This is a genomic window from Rhodococcus sp. X156, from assembly GCF_004006015.1.
Lineage (GTDB): Bacteria > Actinomycetota > Actinomycetes > Mycobacteriales > Mycobacteriaceae > X156.
The window spans coordinates 1113232-1128178 of record NZ_CP034766.1 but is presented as its reverse complement, the minus strand read 5'-3'; the positions used below and the strand labels follow the sequence as shown (position 1 = coordinate 1128178).

The following is a 14947-nucleotide window of genomic DNA, read 5'->3' as shown; positions in this document are numbered from 1 at the left end:
TCCCTGGGTCAGCGCGCTCCGGGCACCGATGGGGTGACCACGGCACGCGCCAGCTCCGCGGCGCCCACCAGGCCCGCGGCGTGCCCGGTCTGGGCGGTGCGGATGCGGGCCGGTGGGCGGTGTCCGGCGCCGGTGACCCGCCGGGCGTAGTGCTCGCGAGCCGCGTCCAGGAACAGCGGTGCCGACACGCTGACGCCGCCACCGACCACCACCAGGTCAGGGTCGTAGACGTCGCCCACCACGGCCAGGCCCTCCCCCAGCCAGCGGGCCAGGTCGTCCACCGCGGCCACTGCCACCGGGTCCCCGTCGCGGGCGGCCATCATCACCCGACGCCCCGTCAGCGAGTCCGGCTCGGCGGCGGCCTCCCTGGCCAGCACCGACGACCGCTGGGGATCGGCCGCCAGCAGCTCCAGCGCGGTGGTGGCCAGGGCCGTGCCGCTGCAGTAGCGCTCCCAGCAGCCCCGCTTGCCGCACGGGCAGGGACGCCCGTCGGGCACCACCCGCAGGTGGCCCAGCTCCGGCGCCACCCCGTGCGCGCCCCGGAACAGCCGGCCGTCCAGCAGCAGGGCGGCCCCGATCCCGGTGCCCAGGGAGATCAGCAGCACCACTCGGCCGCCCCGGGCGGCGCCAAAGCGGTGCTCGGCCCAGGCAGCGGAGTTGGCGTCGTGCTCGAGCACCACCGGCAGCCCGAGGCGCTCGCTCATCCGGGCGGCGACGGGAGCGTCGCGCCAGGGCAGGTGCGGGGCGAACAGCACGGTGGCGTTGTCGGGACTGATGAACCCGGCGACGGCCAGGCCCACGGCGTGCACCTCGTGGCGGGTGCGCAGCTCGGTGACGGAGCGGGCCAGCGCAGCCTCCAGCGCCGCGGACGAGGCGGGGGTGGGGGCGTCGACGCTGTCCAGCACCTGTCCGTGCACGTCCACCACACCGGCCCGGATGTTGGTGCCGCCCACGTCGATCCCCACGGTGAGCAGGCCCGACTCCCCCACTCCAGCGCCACCCACGGTCAGCGCCACCGGCCGCTGTCGACCACCGGGATCTGCTGCACCCGCGGACGGGTGTCGGCCGTCACCCCCGGGTCGGGCGCCTCGCTCGCCGGGGCGGGTTCGCCGGCGTGCTCGTGCTCCTCCACCAGCAACCGCACAGTGCTGAGCCAGGCCAGGCCCTGCTCGGACAACCGGCGCAGCAGGTCGGGGCGCTCCCCCCGCAGCGCAGCGGCTGCCGCGCACAGCGGGCACCACCCGCAGTCGGGGGCATCCGACTCTGCTGCTTCGGCGGTCTGCGCGCGCAGCCAGGGGTCGAGGCGGTCCAGCAGCGCCTCCAGCAGGGCGCGCAGCTCGGCGAGGGTCTCCTCGGCGTCCAGGTGGGGCGGGCTCACTCGAGGGGTCACTGCATCCACGTCTCTGGGTCGGGGCGGAACCGGACCAGCAGCCCGGTGGGAGTCAGGTCGGCGGCCACGGCCACGCAGCGGCGCAGCACCGGGGGCAGCGGCATCCGGCGGCGCTGCCCGGCCACGGTCACCAGCAGGTCGTCGTCGATGCGCCCGAGCTGCACCGAGGAGGCCTGCACCAGTGGGAGCGGCAGCTCCCAGCGGTACACCGAGTCCAGCCCGGAGCCGGACTCCCGGAGCACCTGCGGCGCCGCCACGGTGGCACCCGCGGAGGCGAGCACGTCGGTGTCGCGGTAGACCTCGGCCGCCAGCTCGGCCAGCTGCGGCAGGCCCACCGGCTCGCGGGCCTGGCAGGGCACCGCCTGCACGCCGGCGTCGGGCAGCTCGGCGTCCAGCGCCGCGAGCACCGCCGCCTGCTCGGCGCAGCGGGTGCGCAGCCACTGCAGGGCGGGATCGGCGGCGACGTCGGCGCCGGCAGCGGCCGTCGGTGCGGGCAGCACCTGGTTGGCCAGCACGCGGTCCACCCGCAGGCCGTGCAGCGCCAGCGACGTCACGGTGCGCCGGGTCTCGGCCAGCACCACGCGCTCGGGCGTGAGCACCAGCCGGACGGTGGTGCGCTCGGGGTCGGCCAGCAGGGCGCGCACCGCGCGGGTGGACTCCTCCAGGCGCTCCACCGCGTCCACCAGCCGGGCCACGCGCGCGCCACCGCGACCACCGAACGCGCCGTAGGTGAGCCGGCGGTGGCGGGGCCACACCCGCTCCAGGTAGCCGCTCACCGCCTCGGGCAGGGCCAGCATCCGCAGCGTCTCGGCGGTGGGCCCGCAGTCGAGCACCACCACGTCCCACCTCCCGCTGTCGGCCTGGCGGCGCACCTCGGCCAGCGCGAGCAGCTCCTCCACGCCGGGCAGCACGCTCAGCTCCTCCGGCTCCAGGCCCGCCATGCCGGTGTCGGCGGGCAGCGCCGCGCCCACCAGGGCACCCAGCTCGGCGCGCAGCGTCACCCACTGCTGGTCGAGCAGCGCGTGCGCGTCCAGCTGCATGCCGGCCAGGGCGCCGTCCACCTCGGTGGGCTGGGAGCCCAGGGGCACGTCCAGCGCATCGGCCAGGGAGTGCGCGGGATCGCTGGAGACGACGAGGACCTTCAGCCCGGACTCAGCCAGGCGAACCGCGCTCGCCGCGGCCAGGGTCGTCTTGCCCACGCCGCCCTTGCCGGTGAACAGCAGTATCCGCACGTGACTCCCCCCAACCGGCGACGTGGCACCCGGCGCAGGTCCCAGCAGAAGCCCCGACCCTACCGGCCGGTGCCGGTTCAGCCCTCTACGCGCTTCTTGAGCTCCTTGAGAGCGGTGTCGGTGATGACCTTCTCCGCCTTGCGCTTGAACATGCCGATCATCGGGATGGCGAGGTCCACCGCCAGCGAGTAGGTCACCTCGGTGCTCTCGCCGCGCGGGCGCAGGGTGTAGGACCCCTCCTGCGCCTTCTGCATCTGGCCCTTGACCAGCTTCCAGCTCACCGCGCAGCCGTCCGGCGCCCAGGTGTAGGTCAGCTCGTAGGTGTCCTTGACCATGCCGGCGTCCAGCTCGAAGCGGACGTGCGAGCCGCGGCCGTCGTCGCCACGCTCGAGCACCTCCACGACCTTCACCGCCTGGGCCCACTCGGGGTAGGCCTCGAAGTCGGCGATCACGGCCATGACCTGCGCCGGTGGCGCGTCGATGACGATGGACTGAGTTGTCTTGTCGGCCACGGCGCTGAGGCTACCGCTTCACCACGAGCGTGGGACCGCTCGGCTGGGCCGGGCCGGCGCTGCCCGCGGGCGCCTCACCTGCTGCTCGCCCCGCCTCCAGCTCGGCCTTGAGCTCGAAGGCCAGTGCCTTGGCCCGCCGCCGGCGCGCCTGCGCGGCCGCGAAGATCTCCTCCGGCGCGGCGTCGGGCACCTCCGCCCGCAGGAAGTAGTGCAGCACGGTGCCGTCCAGCACCGGCTCCAGCCACACCTCCATGCTGCCCTCGACGGCACCGCTGACCCGCCAGCGCAGCCCGGCCGGGCCGCGGTCGTCGTGCAGGTGCAGCGACAGCTCGGGCCACCAGCGTCGCCAGCGCTGCCGCGGAGCCAGCGCCGCAGCCACCTGAGCAGGGGCTACGGCCAGGAACGTCTCGTCCACCACGTCGAGGGCACTCACGCACACAGCGTCACACACCGGCGCAAGAACCAGCCAGTCGCCAGACGCACACGATAGGTTGACCACACGATAGGTTGACCAGAGGTAACAGGCACTTGCCTGACTGAGCAGCCCAGCTCCACACCTGACCGGAGGCACTTCGTGCGTGAGTACAGCGTCCCTTCCAACTACTCCGTCGACGACAGCGCCAGCGTGGCCGCGATGGTGTTCTCCCACGCTGAGAGCTATCCAGACACGGTGATGTTCCAGCGCCGGGTCGGTGGCGAGTGGACCGACGTCACGGCAGCGGAGTTCGCGGTGCAGGTGACCGCGGTGGCCAAGGGACTGATGGCCTCGGGCGTGCAGAAGGGCGACCGGGTGGGACTGCTCTCGGCCACCCGCTACGAGTGGGAACTCATCGACTTCGCCATCTGGACCGCCGGCGCGGTGACGGTGCCGATCTACGAGACCTCCTCCGCCGACCAGGTGCAGTGGATCCTCAGCGACTCCGCCGCCGTGGGCATCGTCTGCGAGAACGCCAAGCACCGCGCGATGCTCAACACCATCGAGGCCGAGTGCCCCGACCTCGCGCACACCTGGCAGATCGAGGGCACCGAGGCCCACGTCCTGGAGGGCTCCGGCTCGGCCGCCGTGGAGGCCCTCACCCAGGCCGGCGCCGGCATCACCGACGACGAGCTGCACGCGCGCCGCCGGGAGGTGGTCGCCGACGACATGGCCACCCTCATCTACACCTCCGGCACCACCGGCCGCCCCAAGGGCTGCATCCTCACCCACCGCAACCTGCTCGCGGAGTCCGACTCGGCCACCTCGGTGTTCGCCAAGCTGATGCACCCCGGCCAGCGCACCCTGCTGTTCCTGCCACTGGCTCACGTCTTCGCCCGGGTCATCGCCGTGGCCAGCTTCGAGAAGCGCGTGGTGCTCGGCCACACCGCCGACGTGAAGAACCTGGTCAACGACCTCGGCGTGTTCAAGCCCGACTTCGTCCTCTCGGTGCCGCGCGTGTTCGAGAAGGTCTACAACACCGCCCGCCAGAAGGCGCACTCCGGCGGCAGCCTCAAGGGCAAGATCTTCGAGGCCGCCGACGCCACCGCGGTGGCCTACAGCGAGGCCCAGTACACCGGGGGCCCGAGCCTGGCCCTCACGGTCCGCCACGCCGTGTTCGACAAGCTGGTCTACGCCAAGCTCAAGGCCGCCCTCGGCGGGCGCTGCAACGCCGCCATCGTCGGTGGCGCACCGCTGGGTGCCCGGCTGGGCCACTTCTTCAGCGGTGTGGGCGTGCCGGTGTACGAGGGCTACGGGCTCACCGAGACCACCGCGGCCCTCACCGCCAACGGCCCGGGCGCCCAGAAGATGGGCACCGTCGGGCGCCCCATCCCCGGCTGCGCGGTGCGGGTGGCCGAGGACGAGGAGATCCTGGCGACCGGGGACGTGGTGTTCTCCGGCTACTGGCACAACGAGCAGGCCACCAAGGACACCTTCGTCGACGGCTGGTTCCGCACCGGCGACCTCGGCTCGCTGGACTCCGACGGCTACCTGACGATCACCGGCCGCAAGAAGGAGCTGATCGTCACCGCCGGCGGCAAGAACGTGGCACCCGCCGTGCTGGAGGACAAGCTCCGCCAGCACCCGCTGATCAGCCAGTGCATGGTGGTCGGCGACCAGAAGCCGTTCATCGGTGCGCTCATCACCATCGACCCCGAGGCGTTCCCCGACTGGCTCAAGGCCCACGGCAAGCCCGCGGACACCGACGTCGCCAGCCTGGTGGAGGACGTGCAGCTGCTGGCCGACATCGAGGGCGCGGTGACCAACGCCAACAAGGCGGTCTCCCACGCCGAGGCCATCAAGAAGTTCCGCATCCTGCCGGTGGACTTCACCGAGGACACCGGTGAGCTGACCCCCACGCTCAAGCTCAAGCGCAACGTGGTGGCCAAGTCCTTCGCCACCGACATCGAGAGCATCTACACCACGTAGCTCGCCGCGGTCTGGCCGACAGCCCAGGCCGCCCCGCCGCCAGCACAGCGCCCCCGCGACCGACGTCGCGGGGGCGCTGTGCTGTGCCTGTCCCGGGGCCGCTGTTGCCCTGGCGCGGTGGGCTCAGCCGTCGATGAGGGTGCGCAGCCGCTGGGACAGCCGGTCCCAGCGCCAGTGCTCCGCCGCCCAGGTGCGCCCGGCCGCCCCCATCCGCGCGGCGAGGTCGGGGTCGGCCAGCAGTCCGCCGACGGCGCGGGCCAGCTCGTCCACGTCGCGCCCGTCCACCACCCGCCCGGTCTGTCCGTCCAGCACCGTCTCCGGGGCGCCGCCGGAGCGTCCGGCCACCACCGGCAGCCCCGAGGCGGAGGCCTCCAGGTACACGATGCCCAGCCCCTCCACGTCCAGCCCCGCGCCGCGGGTGCGGCAGGGCATGGCGAAGACGTCGCCGAAGGTGTGGTGGGCGGCCAGCTCGTCGGCGGGCACTCCCCCGGTGAACACCACGTCCTGGGCCACCCCGGTGGCGGCGGCCAGCTTGTGCAGGGTGTCGGAGTAGGGCCCGCCGCCCACCAGCACCAGGGCGGCACCGGGCACCTGCCGCTGGATCTGGGGCAGCGCGCGGATCAGCATGTCCTGCCCCTTGCGCGGCACCATCCGGGACACGCACACCACCACCGGGCGCTCCCCCAGCCCGTAGCGGGCGCGCAGCTCGGCGCGCGCGGCCGGGTCGGGCTGGAACACGGTGGTGTCCACGCCGGAGGGCAGGTGCTCCAGCGCGGCGCGGGGACCGAACGCCGAGGCGAAGCGCCCGCGGGTGTAGCGGCTGACGTAGGTGACGACGTCGGCGCTGTCGCCGATGCGGCGCAGGGCGCTGCGGGCAGCGGGCAGCATCGACCAGCCCACCTCGTGGCCGTGCGTGCTGGCCAGCACCCGCTCGGCGCCGGCCGAGCGCAGCGCCGGGCCGAGCAGCGCCAGCGGGGCCGCCGCGCCGAACCACACCGCCGAGCACTGCCGGTCCACCAGCAGCCGGCGAGCCCGAGCCAGCACGTCGGGGGTGGGCAGCATCAGCGTCCTGGGGTGGCGCACCACCTCGAAGGGCTGCGCGGCGTCGAAGCGCACGTGCGAGTCGCCCCGCCAGGACGGGGCGTAGACCACCAGCTCGTCGGCGGGCAGGTGCTGGGCGAAGGTGTGCAGGTAGGACTGGATGCCGCCCGGTCGTGGGGGAAAGTCGTTGGTCACCACGAGTGTCCGGCGCATCCTGAGCAGGCTAGTCCAGCGCCTGCTGCAGCCAGCGGCCCCACTCGACCAGCAGGGCGCCGAGCGAGACGCCGAGCACCGGCTGCACCGCGGCGTCGATCTCCGCGGTGGAGGGAGCGGGTAGTGCAGCGACGGCGAGGTACACCCCGCGCAGCGCGTCCTCGCCCCGGGTGGCGGCCAGGAACACCGCGAACGACCACGACAGCTGGTAGGCCAGCTCCACCTTGGCGCCGCTGGTGGTGGTGGCGAACTGGGTGTCCACGGGCAGGCTGTCCGGTGGGCCCGCCGAGCGCACCACCGCGGCCACGGCGGGTGCGCCGTCGGACAGCGAGACCCCGCTGGCCCGGTAGCCGACGTAGTCGGCGAAGCCTTCGGCCAGCCACACCGGGGCCTGGGCGCTGGTGGCGGCCCGCGCGGCCACGTGGGTGAGCTCGTGGCGCAGCACCACCCGGCGCGACAGCGGGGTGAGCCGGCTCAGCGTGGCCGGGTTGAACACCACTCGCTGGCCACGGACGGTGCCCGCGGAGCGGTCGATGTTGTCCGCGATGGAGACTGCGGCAATCTCCCCCTCGGCGAAGTCCGGGCCCACCAGCGCGCGCAGCTCGTCCTGGTGGTCTGGCAGGAAGACCGCGGCGCGCTGCTGCCAGCCCGGCCCCCAGAAGTCGGTGACCGCGGCGACCGCCGGGCCGAGCTCCTTGGCCAGCAGGTCGAGGTCGGCGGCGCGGCTGGGGTGGCCGAGCACCACTCCCTGGGGCACCACCCGGGCGATCACCGGGCCGAAGTCCCACAGCCCGCGCCAGGTGCTGCGGCCGTAGCGGTCGGCGGCGGTGTCGCTGACCAGCCGCCACACCTGTCCGCGGCGGGCCAGCACCACGCCCACCGGGCGGGTGGTGCTGGCGGCGTCCGCCCCGGCGATGGCGTAGCGCAGCACCACCGGTGGCGACCAGACCTCGTCGGCGCCCAGCCGCGCGGTCACCGCGGGGTCGACGGTGGGCACCGCCTCCTCGGTGATGTCGTAGCCCCAGTCGGCCAGCGGCACCTGGGCGAGGTTGGCGGCCCTGCGGGCCTCGGCGGCAGGGAAGCCGACGTCGGCACCCGTGTCGAACAGGGTGGCCAGCAGCGCGGAGTCGTTGCTGCGCACGGCGACGGCCCACTGGTCGAGCAGCTGTTGCACCGCCTTCTTGCGCGCGGCCTGGCTCGCCGCGGGCGGCACTGCGTTCTGCGAGGCGGTGGCGGTCAGCGGTGGGGCACCGGTGGTGCTGGGCCCGGACACTCCCGCGTCCCGCGACGTTGGGGTGTCCGACCGCAGCGCCACCACGGCCGCGGTGATCACCAGGACGAGCACGAGCGCCGCCAGCAGGACGCGCGGCAGCGCACGACTGCTCATCGGTCCAGCCTAGGACACCCCGTCGTCGTGGCGGGGTGTCCGTTCCGGTGGCCCGCGCGGATCAGTGCAGCGGAGTGATCAGTAGCGGCGAGCACCGGTGTAGGGCATGTTGCCCATCGGCGCGACCTTGACGGGCTGGCCCTCGGTGGGGGCGTGCACCATGTTGCCGCCGCCGGCGTAGATGCCCACGTGCGAGACCGGGCTGTAGAAGAACACCAGGTCGCCGGGCTGCAGCTGGTCGCGGGAGACCGGGGTGCCGCCGCCGGCCTGTGCTGCGGCGGTGCGCGGGATGGCGGTGCCGGCCTGGCGGAAGGCCCACTGGGTCAGCCCGGAGCAGTCGAAGGAGCCGGGGCCGGTGGCGCCGTATACGTAGGGCGAGCCGAGCTTGCTCATCGCCGCCTGCAGGGCGGTGGCGCCGCGACCCGAACCGGCGGACCGGGTGCTGGCGACCGCGGGAGCGGCCGGGGCGACGGCCCCGCCACGAACGGCCGCAGCGGGAGCCGCGGGCTGGCTGGCAGCCTCCGCGGGCGGCGTGACGGGGGTGGTGGGAACCGGGGAGACGAAGCCCGCCGGGACGATGGCACCGGCGTAGCGCACCCGCTCGGCCTCGGTGAGCGAGGCCAGCTTGGCGCGGACCGCGGTGGCGCGGGTGCTCAGCTCGTCCTGCTTCTTGCGCAGGTCCGCCTGCACCAGGGCGGCGGCGTCGGCGGCGGCCTTGGCGGCGGCAGTGGCCGAGCGCGCGTCGGTGGCGGCGGTGGCGGCCTGGGCGGAGGCGGCGGAGAACTTCTGCACCCGGTCGTTGGTGTCCGCGGCCAGCACGTCCAGGCCCGACATCTGGTCGAGCAGGTCCTGCGGCGACTCGCTGATCATCAGCGCGGACAGCTTGTTCAGGCGTGCGCCCTGGTAGGAGGCGGAGGTGAGGGCGTCCACGGTGCCGCGGAACTGCTCCTGCTCCGACTGCGCCACCCGGAGGCTCTCCTGCGCGGAACCCAGCCGGGTCTCGGCGTCGACCCGCTGCGATTGCTTGGCGTCCAGGTCGACCTGCGCGCCCAGGAGCTGCTCGTTGACCACCTCGGCGTCGTGGCCCAGCCGGGCGAGCTCCTGCTCAGCCTGGGTCGCGTTGTCGGGGAGCACCGGGTCGGCGCTGGCCGGGGTGGCCGACATCGTGGCGATGGCCACCGCGGCCATTCCGGCGGCGAGGACGCCACGAACAGTGCGTGTGCGGGCCGTACGAGCTCGAGCTAGGGACGCCACAGGGCGAAGTCTCCTTGTATCCGTTAACCGCCTACCGAGTTAGCTGACGGGTTCGGACTGGACACAAACAGCCCTACAGCGCGGTCGCCCGTGACGGCGGCGAGCTGATTCACCCCGGAGAACTGGGTTCCCGGCTCGACTCCCCGACGGGTCGACTCGGCGGTGACCCCCAGTGCAATCCTCTTGAGACCGCTAACCCCTGGAAGGTCTCGGCCAGGTTACGGAATGGACATCCCCCGTGTCTACTGTGACCGTTTCGAGACGTGGGTGGCGTCGCTCAACGGCTCGCCACGTCGAAGGTCATGCCGGCGCGGCGCAACCTGTCGAGCAGGGCGGTCCCCATGGCGCTGGCCGGGGTGAGCACGCCCGCCGCTGCAGGCAGCTGCGCGCGGTCCAGGGCCAGGCACAGCGCGCTCTCCCCCATCATCATCGCGGTCGCGGCGTAACCGGGATCACCCTGCGCGGCGACGGTGCACACGTAGCGTCGACCGGTGGTGGTGCGGGTGTGCACCTCCATCCGGAAGTAGCCGTTGCGCTGCGCTCGCTCGGACGGGCCGCTGCCGGGGCTGGGCAGCACCCGGTCGAGCACCCAGCGGGCGGGGCCGAACATGAGCCCGGCCGCAGCACCCCAGGTGCCGCCGGCGATGGCCAGCGCAGCACCGGGTGAGACCACCGAGTCGCCGCAGCCGATCACCTCGCGGTAGCGGAGCGTGCGGCCGTAGGCCCAGCCCTGCAGCGCGTTGCTGCGCCGCACGATCCGGGTGTTGTACTGCGCCATGACGAACGGGGCCGTCCAGCCGCCCACCTCGGGGTCGCGGCGCACGAAGGCCTGGTCGGCCTCCTCGCCCAGCTGCGGCTCGGCGGCGCGGTCGGGGCTCATCGCGTAGGGGTCGGCCACGTGCTCGGCCAGGGACGGGTCGGTGCGCACCACGTCCACCTGGTTGCGCAGCGAGTCGATGGTGCCGCCGCTGAACCCGCCGCGGGCCGCCTTCACCACCAGCGTGGTGTCGGTGAGCTCGCCGGCGCCGTCCGCGCGGACCTGCTCGTGCAGGCTGAGCACCCCGAGGTCGGAGGGGATGGAGTCGAAGCCGCAGGAGTGCACGATGCGGGCACCGGTGCGCGCCGCCACGTCGTGGGCGGCGGCCATGCTGTCGCGGACGAAGAGCACCTCGCCGGTGAGGTCGACGTAGTCGGTGCCCGCGGCGGCGCAGGCGCGCACCAGGGGCAGGCCGTACTTGGCGTAGGGCCCCACCGTGGTGGCGACCACCCGGGCGGCCTGGGCCACCCGGCCCACCGCGTCGGCGTCGGCCGCGTCGGCCACCACCAGCGGCCAGCTCTGCGCGGCCGGGCCCAGCCCCGCGCGAGCCGACTCCAGCCGCTGCAGGGAGCGACCGGCCAGGCCCACGCGCAGGTCCGCCGGGGCGTGCTCGGCCAGGTAGCGGGCCACGAGCTTGCCGACGAAGCCGGTGGCTCCGAACAGGACGACATCGAGCTCCCGGTCCCCGGCGGGCTGCACCGGGGCTTCCGGCGCGGCGGGCTCGGTGGGTGCGGTCGGCTCGGTGGGTGCGGGCTCCGTCACCTCCACCACGGGCTCCGTGGACTCGGAAGGCTCAGTGGGCTCGAGGGGCTCGTGCTCGGTGTCTGCCATGCCGACCACCCTAGGGGGACAGGGCGAGCCGCCGCTGCCCCACGAGGCGGCTCAGCCCGCGCGGCGGTCCGGCGCCGGCGGCGGATCCTGGGGCACCAGCCGCAGGCGGGGCACCATGCCGGCCTCGGCCAGCACCTCCATGGCCCGCTGCTCCTCGGCCCCGATCTCCACCGCGCTGCGAGCGGGCAGCCCGGTGGTGGCCGTGGCCGGCGCGGGGAGCCCGGGGTGGCCCAGCAGCACGGAGATCACGCAGTCTCCGCACGCGAGGTCGCGCACCGCACACGTGTCGCAGTCGATCACCATGGTCCTGCTCCATCTCGCCGAGCGGTCGGGTGGCTCCTGACCGGCCTCGGCGCGGACGCTAGGGGCGGGCACCGACAAGAACCCGTGCTCAGCGGGCCAGCCGCTCCAGGAGCACGTCCGAGGCGACGCTGTGCGCGCCCATCGCCCGCACCGACTCGGCCACCTCCCGGTCGGAGCTGGCCACCACCACCGGCCGGCCCTCCGGCTCGGCGGCGGTGAGCTCGCGGATGACGTCGTCGGCGATCACGCCGTCGGCGCTGAAGACCACCCGCACCCCGCGCGCCCACACGTGTCCGCCGCCGGAGACCACCGCCGCGCCGTCGAACACCACGGTGACCTCCGCCCGGGTCTGGGCGGCCAGCAGCGCCAGCGAGCGCACCAGCCGGTCGCGCTGGGCGATCAGCGTCAGCTGCGGGTACCCGGTCTTGCTCACGTTGTAGCCGTCCACCAGCAGGTGCACCTCCGGCAGCCGCAGCGCCCGGTCCAGCGCGCGCTCGTCGGGCAGCACCCGGCCGGGGGTGCGCGGCCGAGCGAGGGCGGCGGCCACCTGGTCGGCCGGCAGCACGCCGCGGGCGGTGGTCTGCGGGTAGATGCCCAGCTCGGAGCGCAGGCCCTTGCCCACCCCGGTGAGGGTGTCCAGCAGCAGCCGCAGCCGCACGTCGTCGGCGTTGCGGGCCTCCCCCGCCGCCAGCCGGGCCTGGTCGCGCTCGCGCTCGGCCCGCTCGGCCCTGGCCTGCTCGGCCGCCAGCCGCGCCTGGTCGCGGGCCCAGTCCGCGCGCACCTGCTCCAGCTCGGCCGCCACGTCCTGGGCGCGGCCCTGCTGGGTGGTCGAGGCGACCGCGGCGGCGTCCAGTGCCTCCCGCAGGCGCTGGCCCTGCTGGCGCAGCCGCGCGCGCAGCCGGGTCACCTCCTCCTCCAGCGCGGGGGCGGGGGCGGCGGCAGTCGCCTCCCGTGCCTGGGCCAGCTCGGCCGCCAGGCGCTCGTGGGTGCGCTCCGCCTTCAGCAGCCGCCCGCGCAGCACCGCCACCTCCGCCCGCAGCGCCCGCAGCTCGTCGATCTCGCCCGCCTCCGCCACCAGCTCGGCCGCCACCGGCTCACCCAGCAGCAGGCTGCTGGCGGCGGCGGCCACCCGGTCGGCGGAGGCGGTGTCCAGCTGGTGGACCGTGCTGCCCCGCAGCTGCTCCACCACCGCCGCCCGGAAGCGGGGCTGGGTCCGCACCGCCGCGACCATCTGCCGCGAGCCCAGGCGTCGGCGCTTGGCGGGGGTGAACCGCAGCAGCGGTCGCAGCTCGGCGGGCACGTCGGCGGGGCGCATGGCGGGCAGCGCCGCGTCGACCAGGTCGGCCAGCCGGTCGAGCACCGCGGCGGGCAGCTCCTCCGGCCCGGCGTCGCGCAGGGTTTCGGTCACCGCTCAATGCTATTCACCGGGCAACGCCGCAGGTCGCGGCGACGGCACAGGAAGTGTCGGTCGCCTGACCTAGCGTGCGCGCCCATGAGCTCTCCACAGCTGGTGCAGCCGAACCAGCGGCAGCTGACGTTCGACGAGCTGGGCACCCCGCTGAGCGAGGTCACCTTCGTGGTGGTGGACCTGGAGACCACCGGCGGCAAGGCCGGCGTGGACGCGATCACCGAGATCGGCGCGGTGAAGGTGCGCGGCGGTGAGGTGGTCGGCGAGCTGGCCACCCTGGTCGACCCCGAGCGCGGCATCCCCCCGCAGATCAGCCAGATCACCGGCATCACCTCGGCGATGGTGCACGACGCCCCGACCATCGCCGCCGTGCTGCCCGCGTTCCTGGAGTTCGCCGCCGGCGCGGTGCTGGTGGCCCACAACGCCCCCTTCGACACGGGCTTCCTCAAGGCGGCCTGCGAGCGGCTGGGGCTGCCCTGGCCCGCCCCGCGGGTGCTGTGCACGGTGAAGCTGGCCCGCCGGGTGCTCACCCGCGACGAGGCACCCTCGGTGCGGCTGTCCGCGCTGTCGGCGCTGTTCGGCACCGAGACGCTGCCCACCCACCGCGCCCTCGACGACGCCCGTGCCACCGTGGAGGTGATGCACCGGTTGTTCGAGCGGGTGGGCAACCTGGGGGTGCACAGCTACGAGGAGCTGGTCACCTTCCTGCCCGCGGTCACCCCGACCCAGCGGCGCAAGCGCAGCCTGGCCGAGCACCTGCCCAGCGAGCCGGGCGTCTACCTCTTCCGCGGGCCGGGCGAGGAGGTGCTCTACGTGGGCACCGCCACCGACCTGCGGCGCCGGGTGCGCAGCTACTTCACCGGCTCGGAGACCCGCACCCGGATCAAGGAGATGGTGGCGCTGGCCACCCGGGTGGACTCGGTGAGCTGCGCGCACGCGCTGGAGGCCGGGGTGCGCGAGCTGCGGCTGCTGGCCCACCACGCCCCGCCCTACAACCGGCGCTCCAAGTTCCCGCACAAGGCGTGGTGGGTGACGCTCACCGACGAGGCCTTCCCGCGGCTGTCGGTGGTGCGCACCCCGCGGGACGGGGCCCTGGGGCCGTTCTCCCGCCGCTCGGCCGCGGTGGAGGCCGCCCAGGTGCTGGCCGACGCCAGCGCGGTGCGGCCCTGCTCGCAGCGCATCCCGCTGCGCTCCCCCAGCGCCACCCCGTGCGCGCTGCACGAGATGAACCGCTGCGCGGCGCCCTGCGCGGGGCTGCAGTCGGCCACCGACTACGCCCGCGGGCCGCGGCTGGTCGCCGAGGCGGTGGCCGGTCGCGACACCCGGGTGCTGCTCACGCTGGTGGCCGGGGTGGAGGAGCTGTCCACGCAGTGCCGGTTCGAGTCCGCGGCCCAGCGCCGCGACGAGGCCGCCGCGCTCATCGCCGCCACCCGGCGGGCCCAGCGGCTGGCCGCCCTGGCCGCGGTGGACGAGCTGGTGGCCGCGCGGCCGGACGGCAGCGGCGGCTGGGAGCTGGTGGTGGTGCGCTGCGGACGGCTGGCCTCGGCGGGCACCGCCCCGCGCGGAGTGCACCCGGTACCGGTGGTGGACGTCCTGGTGGCCTCGGCCGAGACGGTGCTGCCCGGACCCGGACCGCTGCGCGGCGCCCCCGCCGAGGAGGTGGGGCTGGTGGCCCGGTGGCTGGAGCAGCCCGGGGTGCGCCTGGTGCGCGCCAGCACTCCCTACGCCGAGCCCGCCTGGGGTGCCGGACGCTGGACGGAGTGGGCGGTGCGGGCCCGGACCGCGGCGCGGGAGCCGCTGCAGGCCCAGCACTGGTGAGCGGGGCACCGGCCCCTAAACTCCGGGCACGGCCCTACCCAGGAGGATCTGTGCTCACAGCCATCGTTCTCGTGCACACCGCAGCTGACCGCATCCCGGAGGTGGCCCAGCAGATCGCCGACATCCCCGGCGTCACCGAGGTCTACTCGTGCGCCGGCGACGTGGACCTCATCGCGCTGCTGCGGGTGCGGGAGCACGAGCAGATCGCCGAGATCGTCACCGAGCACATCAGCAAGGTGCCGGGCGTGCAGCGCACGGGCACCCACATCGCCTTCCGGTCCTACTCCAGCCTGGACGCCGACTCCGGCTTCGAGATCGGCGCGAGCTAGCCGCTGGC

14 protein-coding genes and 1 riboswitch are annotated in these 14947 nt (G+C 74.5%); of the genes, 3 read left to right on the top strand and 11 right to left on the bottom strand.

All coding sequences use genetic code 11. The features are described from left to right. Positions 1-8: 8 nt before the first annotated feature. The 5 genes from ELX43_RS05400 to ELX43_RS05380 all read right to left on the bottom strand — a co-directional run bounded on the left by ELX43_RS05400 (position 9) and on the right by ELX43_RS05380 (position 3567). Positions 9-1010 (bottom strand): ROK family glucokinase, encoded by a 1002-nt coding sequence (locus ELX43_RS05400; RefSeq protein WP_127784696.1) that lies wholly within the window; start codon positions 1008-1010, stop codon positions 9-11. Further along, the gene (locus tag ELX43_RS05395; protein WP_127782471.1) at positions 1007-1378 is read right to left on the bottom strand and encodes a hypothetical protein; all 372 of its coding nucleotides are present in this window, start codon (positions 1376-1378) and stop codon (positions 1007-1009) included. The genes ELX43_RS05400 and ELX43_RS05395 overlap by 4 nt, the downstream gene beginning before the upstream one ends. 8 nt (positions 1379-1386) lie before the next feature. Continuing rightward, complete coding sequence (locus ELX43_RS05390; RefSeq protein ID WP_127782470.1) at positions 1387-2622, bottom strand: ArsA family ATPase; 1236 nt, start codon at positions 2620-2622, stop codon at positions 1387-1389. Between the two features lie 77 nt (positions 2623-2699). After that, positions 2700-3134 (bottom strand): SRPBCC family protein, encoded by a 435-nt coding sequence (locus ELX43_RS05385; RefSeq protein ID WP_127782469.1) that lies wholly within the window; start codon positions 3132-3134, stop codon positions 2700-2702. Positions 3135-3144: 10 nt separating this feature from the next. Further along, complete coding sequence (locus ELX43_RS05380; protein WP_127782468.1) at positions 3145-3567, bottom strand: polyketide cyclase / dehydrase and lipid transport; 423 nt, start codon at positions 3565-3567, stop codon at positions 3145-3147. 141 nt (positions 3568-3708) lie between these two features. Between ELX43_RS05380 and ELX43_RS05375 the strand changes: the two genes are divergently transcribed. Beyond that, complete coding sequence (locus ELX43_RS05375; protein WP_127782467.1) at positions 3709-5538, top strand: long-chain fatty acid--CoA ligase; 1830 nt, start codon at positions 3709-3711, stop codon at positions 5536-5538. A 123-nt stretch (positions 5539-5661) separates the two neighbouring features. Here the strand turns inward: ELX43_RS05375 and ELX43_RS05370 are convergent, their stop codons facing one another. The 6 genes from ELX43_RS05370 to ELX43_RS05345 form a co-directional block, all read right to left on the bottom strand. Then, entirely contained in the window at positions 5662-6792 is a 1131-nt protein-coding gene (locus ELX43_RS05370; protein ID WP_127782466.1) for a glycosyltransferase family 4 protein, read from the bottom strand. 10 nt (positions 6793-6802) lie between these two features. Next, on the bottom strand, positions 6803-8179 hold the full coding sequence (locus ELX43_RS05365; protein WP_241249797.1) for a hypothetical protein: 1377 nt from the start codon (positions 8177-8179) through the stop codon (positions 6803-6805). Between the two features lie 78 nt (positions 8180-8257). After that, positions 8258-9367: an NlpC/P60 family protein gene (locus ELX43_RS18185; RefSeq protein WP_127782465.1), complete on the bottom strand. Its 1110-nt coding sequence runs from the start codon at positions 9365-9367 to the stop codon at positions 8258-8260. A 79-nt stretch (positions 9368-9446) separates the two neighbouring features. Further along, positions 9447-9605, bottom strand: a riboswitch (cyclic di-AMP (ydaO/yuaA leader). 105 nt (positions 9606-9710) lie between these two features. Next, positions 9711-11081: a saccharopine dehydrogenase NADP-binding domain-containing protein gene (locus ELX43_RS05355; protein WP_127782464.1), complete on the bottom strand. Its 1371-nt coding sequence runs from the start codon at positions 11079-11081 to the stop codon at positions 9711-9713. Positions 11082-11132: 51 nt separating this feature from the next. After that, positions 11133-11384 (bottom strand): hypothetical protein, encoded by a 252-nt coding sequence (locus ELX43_RS05350; RefSeq protein WP_127782463.1) that lies wholly within the window; start codon positions 11382-11384, stop codon positions 11133-11135. Positions 11385-11472: 88 nt separating this feature from the next. Further along, entirely contained in the window at positions 11473-12792 is a 1320-nt protein-coding gene (locus ELX43_RS05345; RefSeq protein WP_206518114.1) for an NYN domain-containing protein, read from the bottom strand. An 84-nt stretch (positions 12793-12876) separates the two neighbouring features. On the opposite strand from ELX43_RS05345, the gene ELX43_RS05340 reads away from it, so the two are divergent. Beyond that, a complete protein-coding gene (locus ELX43_RS05340) occupies positions 12877-14610 on the top strand; it encodes a DEDD exonuclease domain-containing protein (RefSeq protein ID WP_127782462.1) in 1734 nt (577 codons plus the stop codon). Positions 14611-14660: 50 nt separating this feature from the next. Beyond that, positions 14661-14939: an Lrp/AsnC ligand binding domain-containing protein gene (locus ELX43_RS05335; RefSeq protein ID WP_127782461.1), complete on the top strand. Its 279-nt coding sequence runs from the start codon at positions 14661-14663 to the stop codon at positions 14937-14939. Positions 14940-14947 lie beyond the last annotated feature (8 nt).

Excerpts from the sequence above, each read along its gene's own strand:
- ELX43_RS18185 (WP_127782465.1), bottom strand. The coding sequence starts at position 9,367 with ATGGCCGCGGTGGCCATCGCCACGATGTCGGCCACCCCGGCCAGCGCC.
- ELX43_RS05365 (WP_241249797.1), bottom strand. The coding sequence starts at position 8,179 with ATGAGCAGTCGTGCGCTGCCGCGCGTCCTGCTGGCGGCGCTCGTGCTC.
- ELX43_RS05340 (WP_127782462.1), top strand. The coding sequence starts at position 12,877 with ATGAGCTCTCCACAGCTGGTGCAGCCGAACCAGCGGCAGCTGACGTTC.
- ELX43_RS05370 (WP_127782466.1), bottom strand. The coding sequence starts at position 6,792 with ATGCGCCGGACACTCGTGGTGACCAACGACTTTCCCCCACGACCGGGC.
- ELX43_RS05350 (WP_127782463.1), bottom strand. The coding sequence starts at position 11,384 with ATGGTGATCGACTGCGACACGTGTGCGGTGCGCGACCTCGCGTGCGGA.
- ELX43_RS05355 (WP_127782464.1), bottom strand. The coding sequence starts at position 11,081 with ATGGCAGACACCGAGCACGAGCCCCTCGAGCCCACTGAGCCTTCCGAG.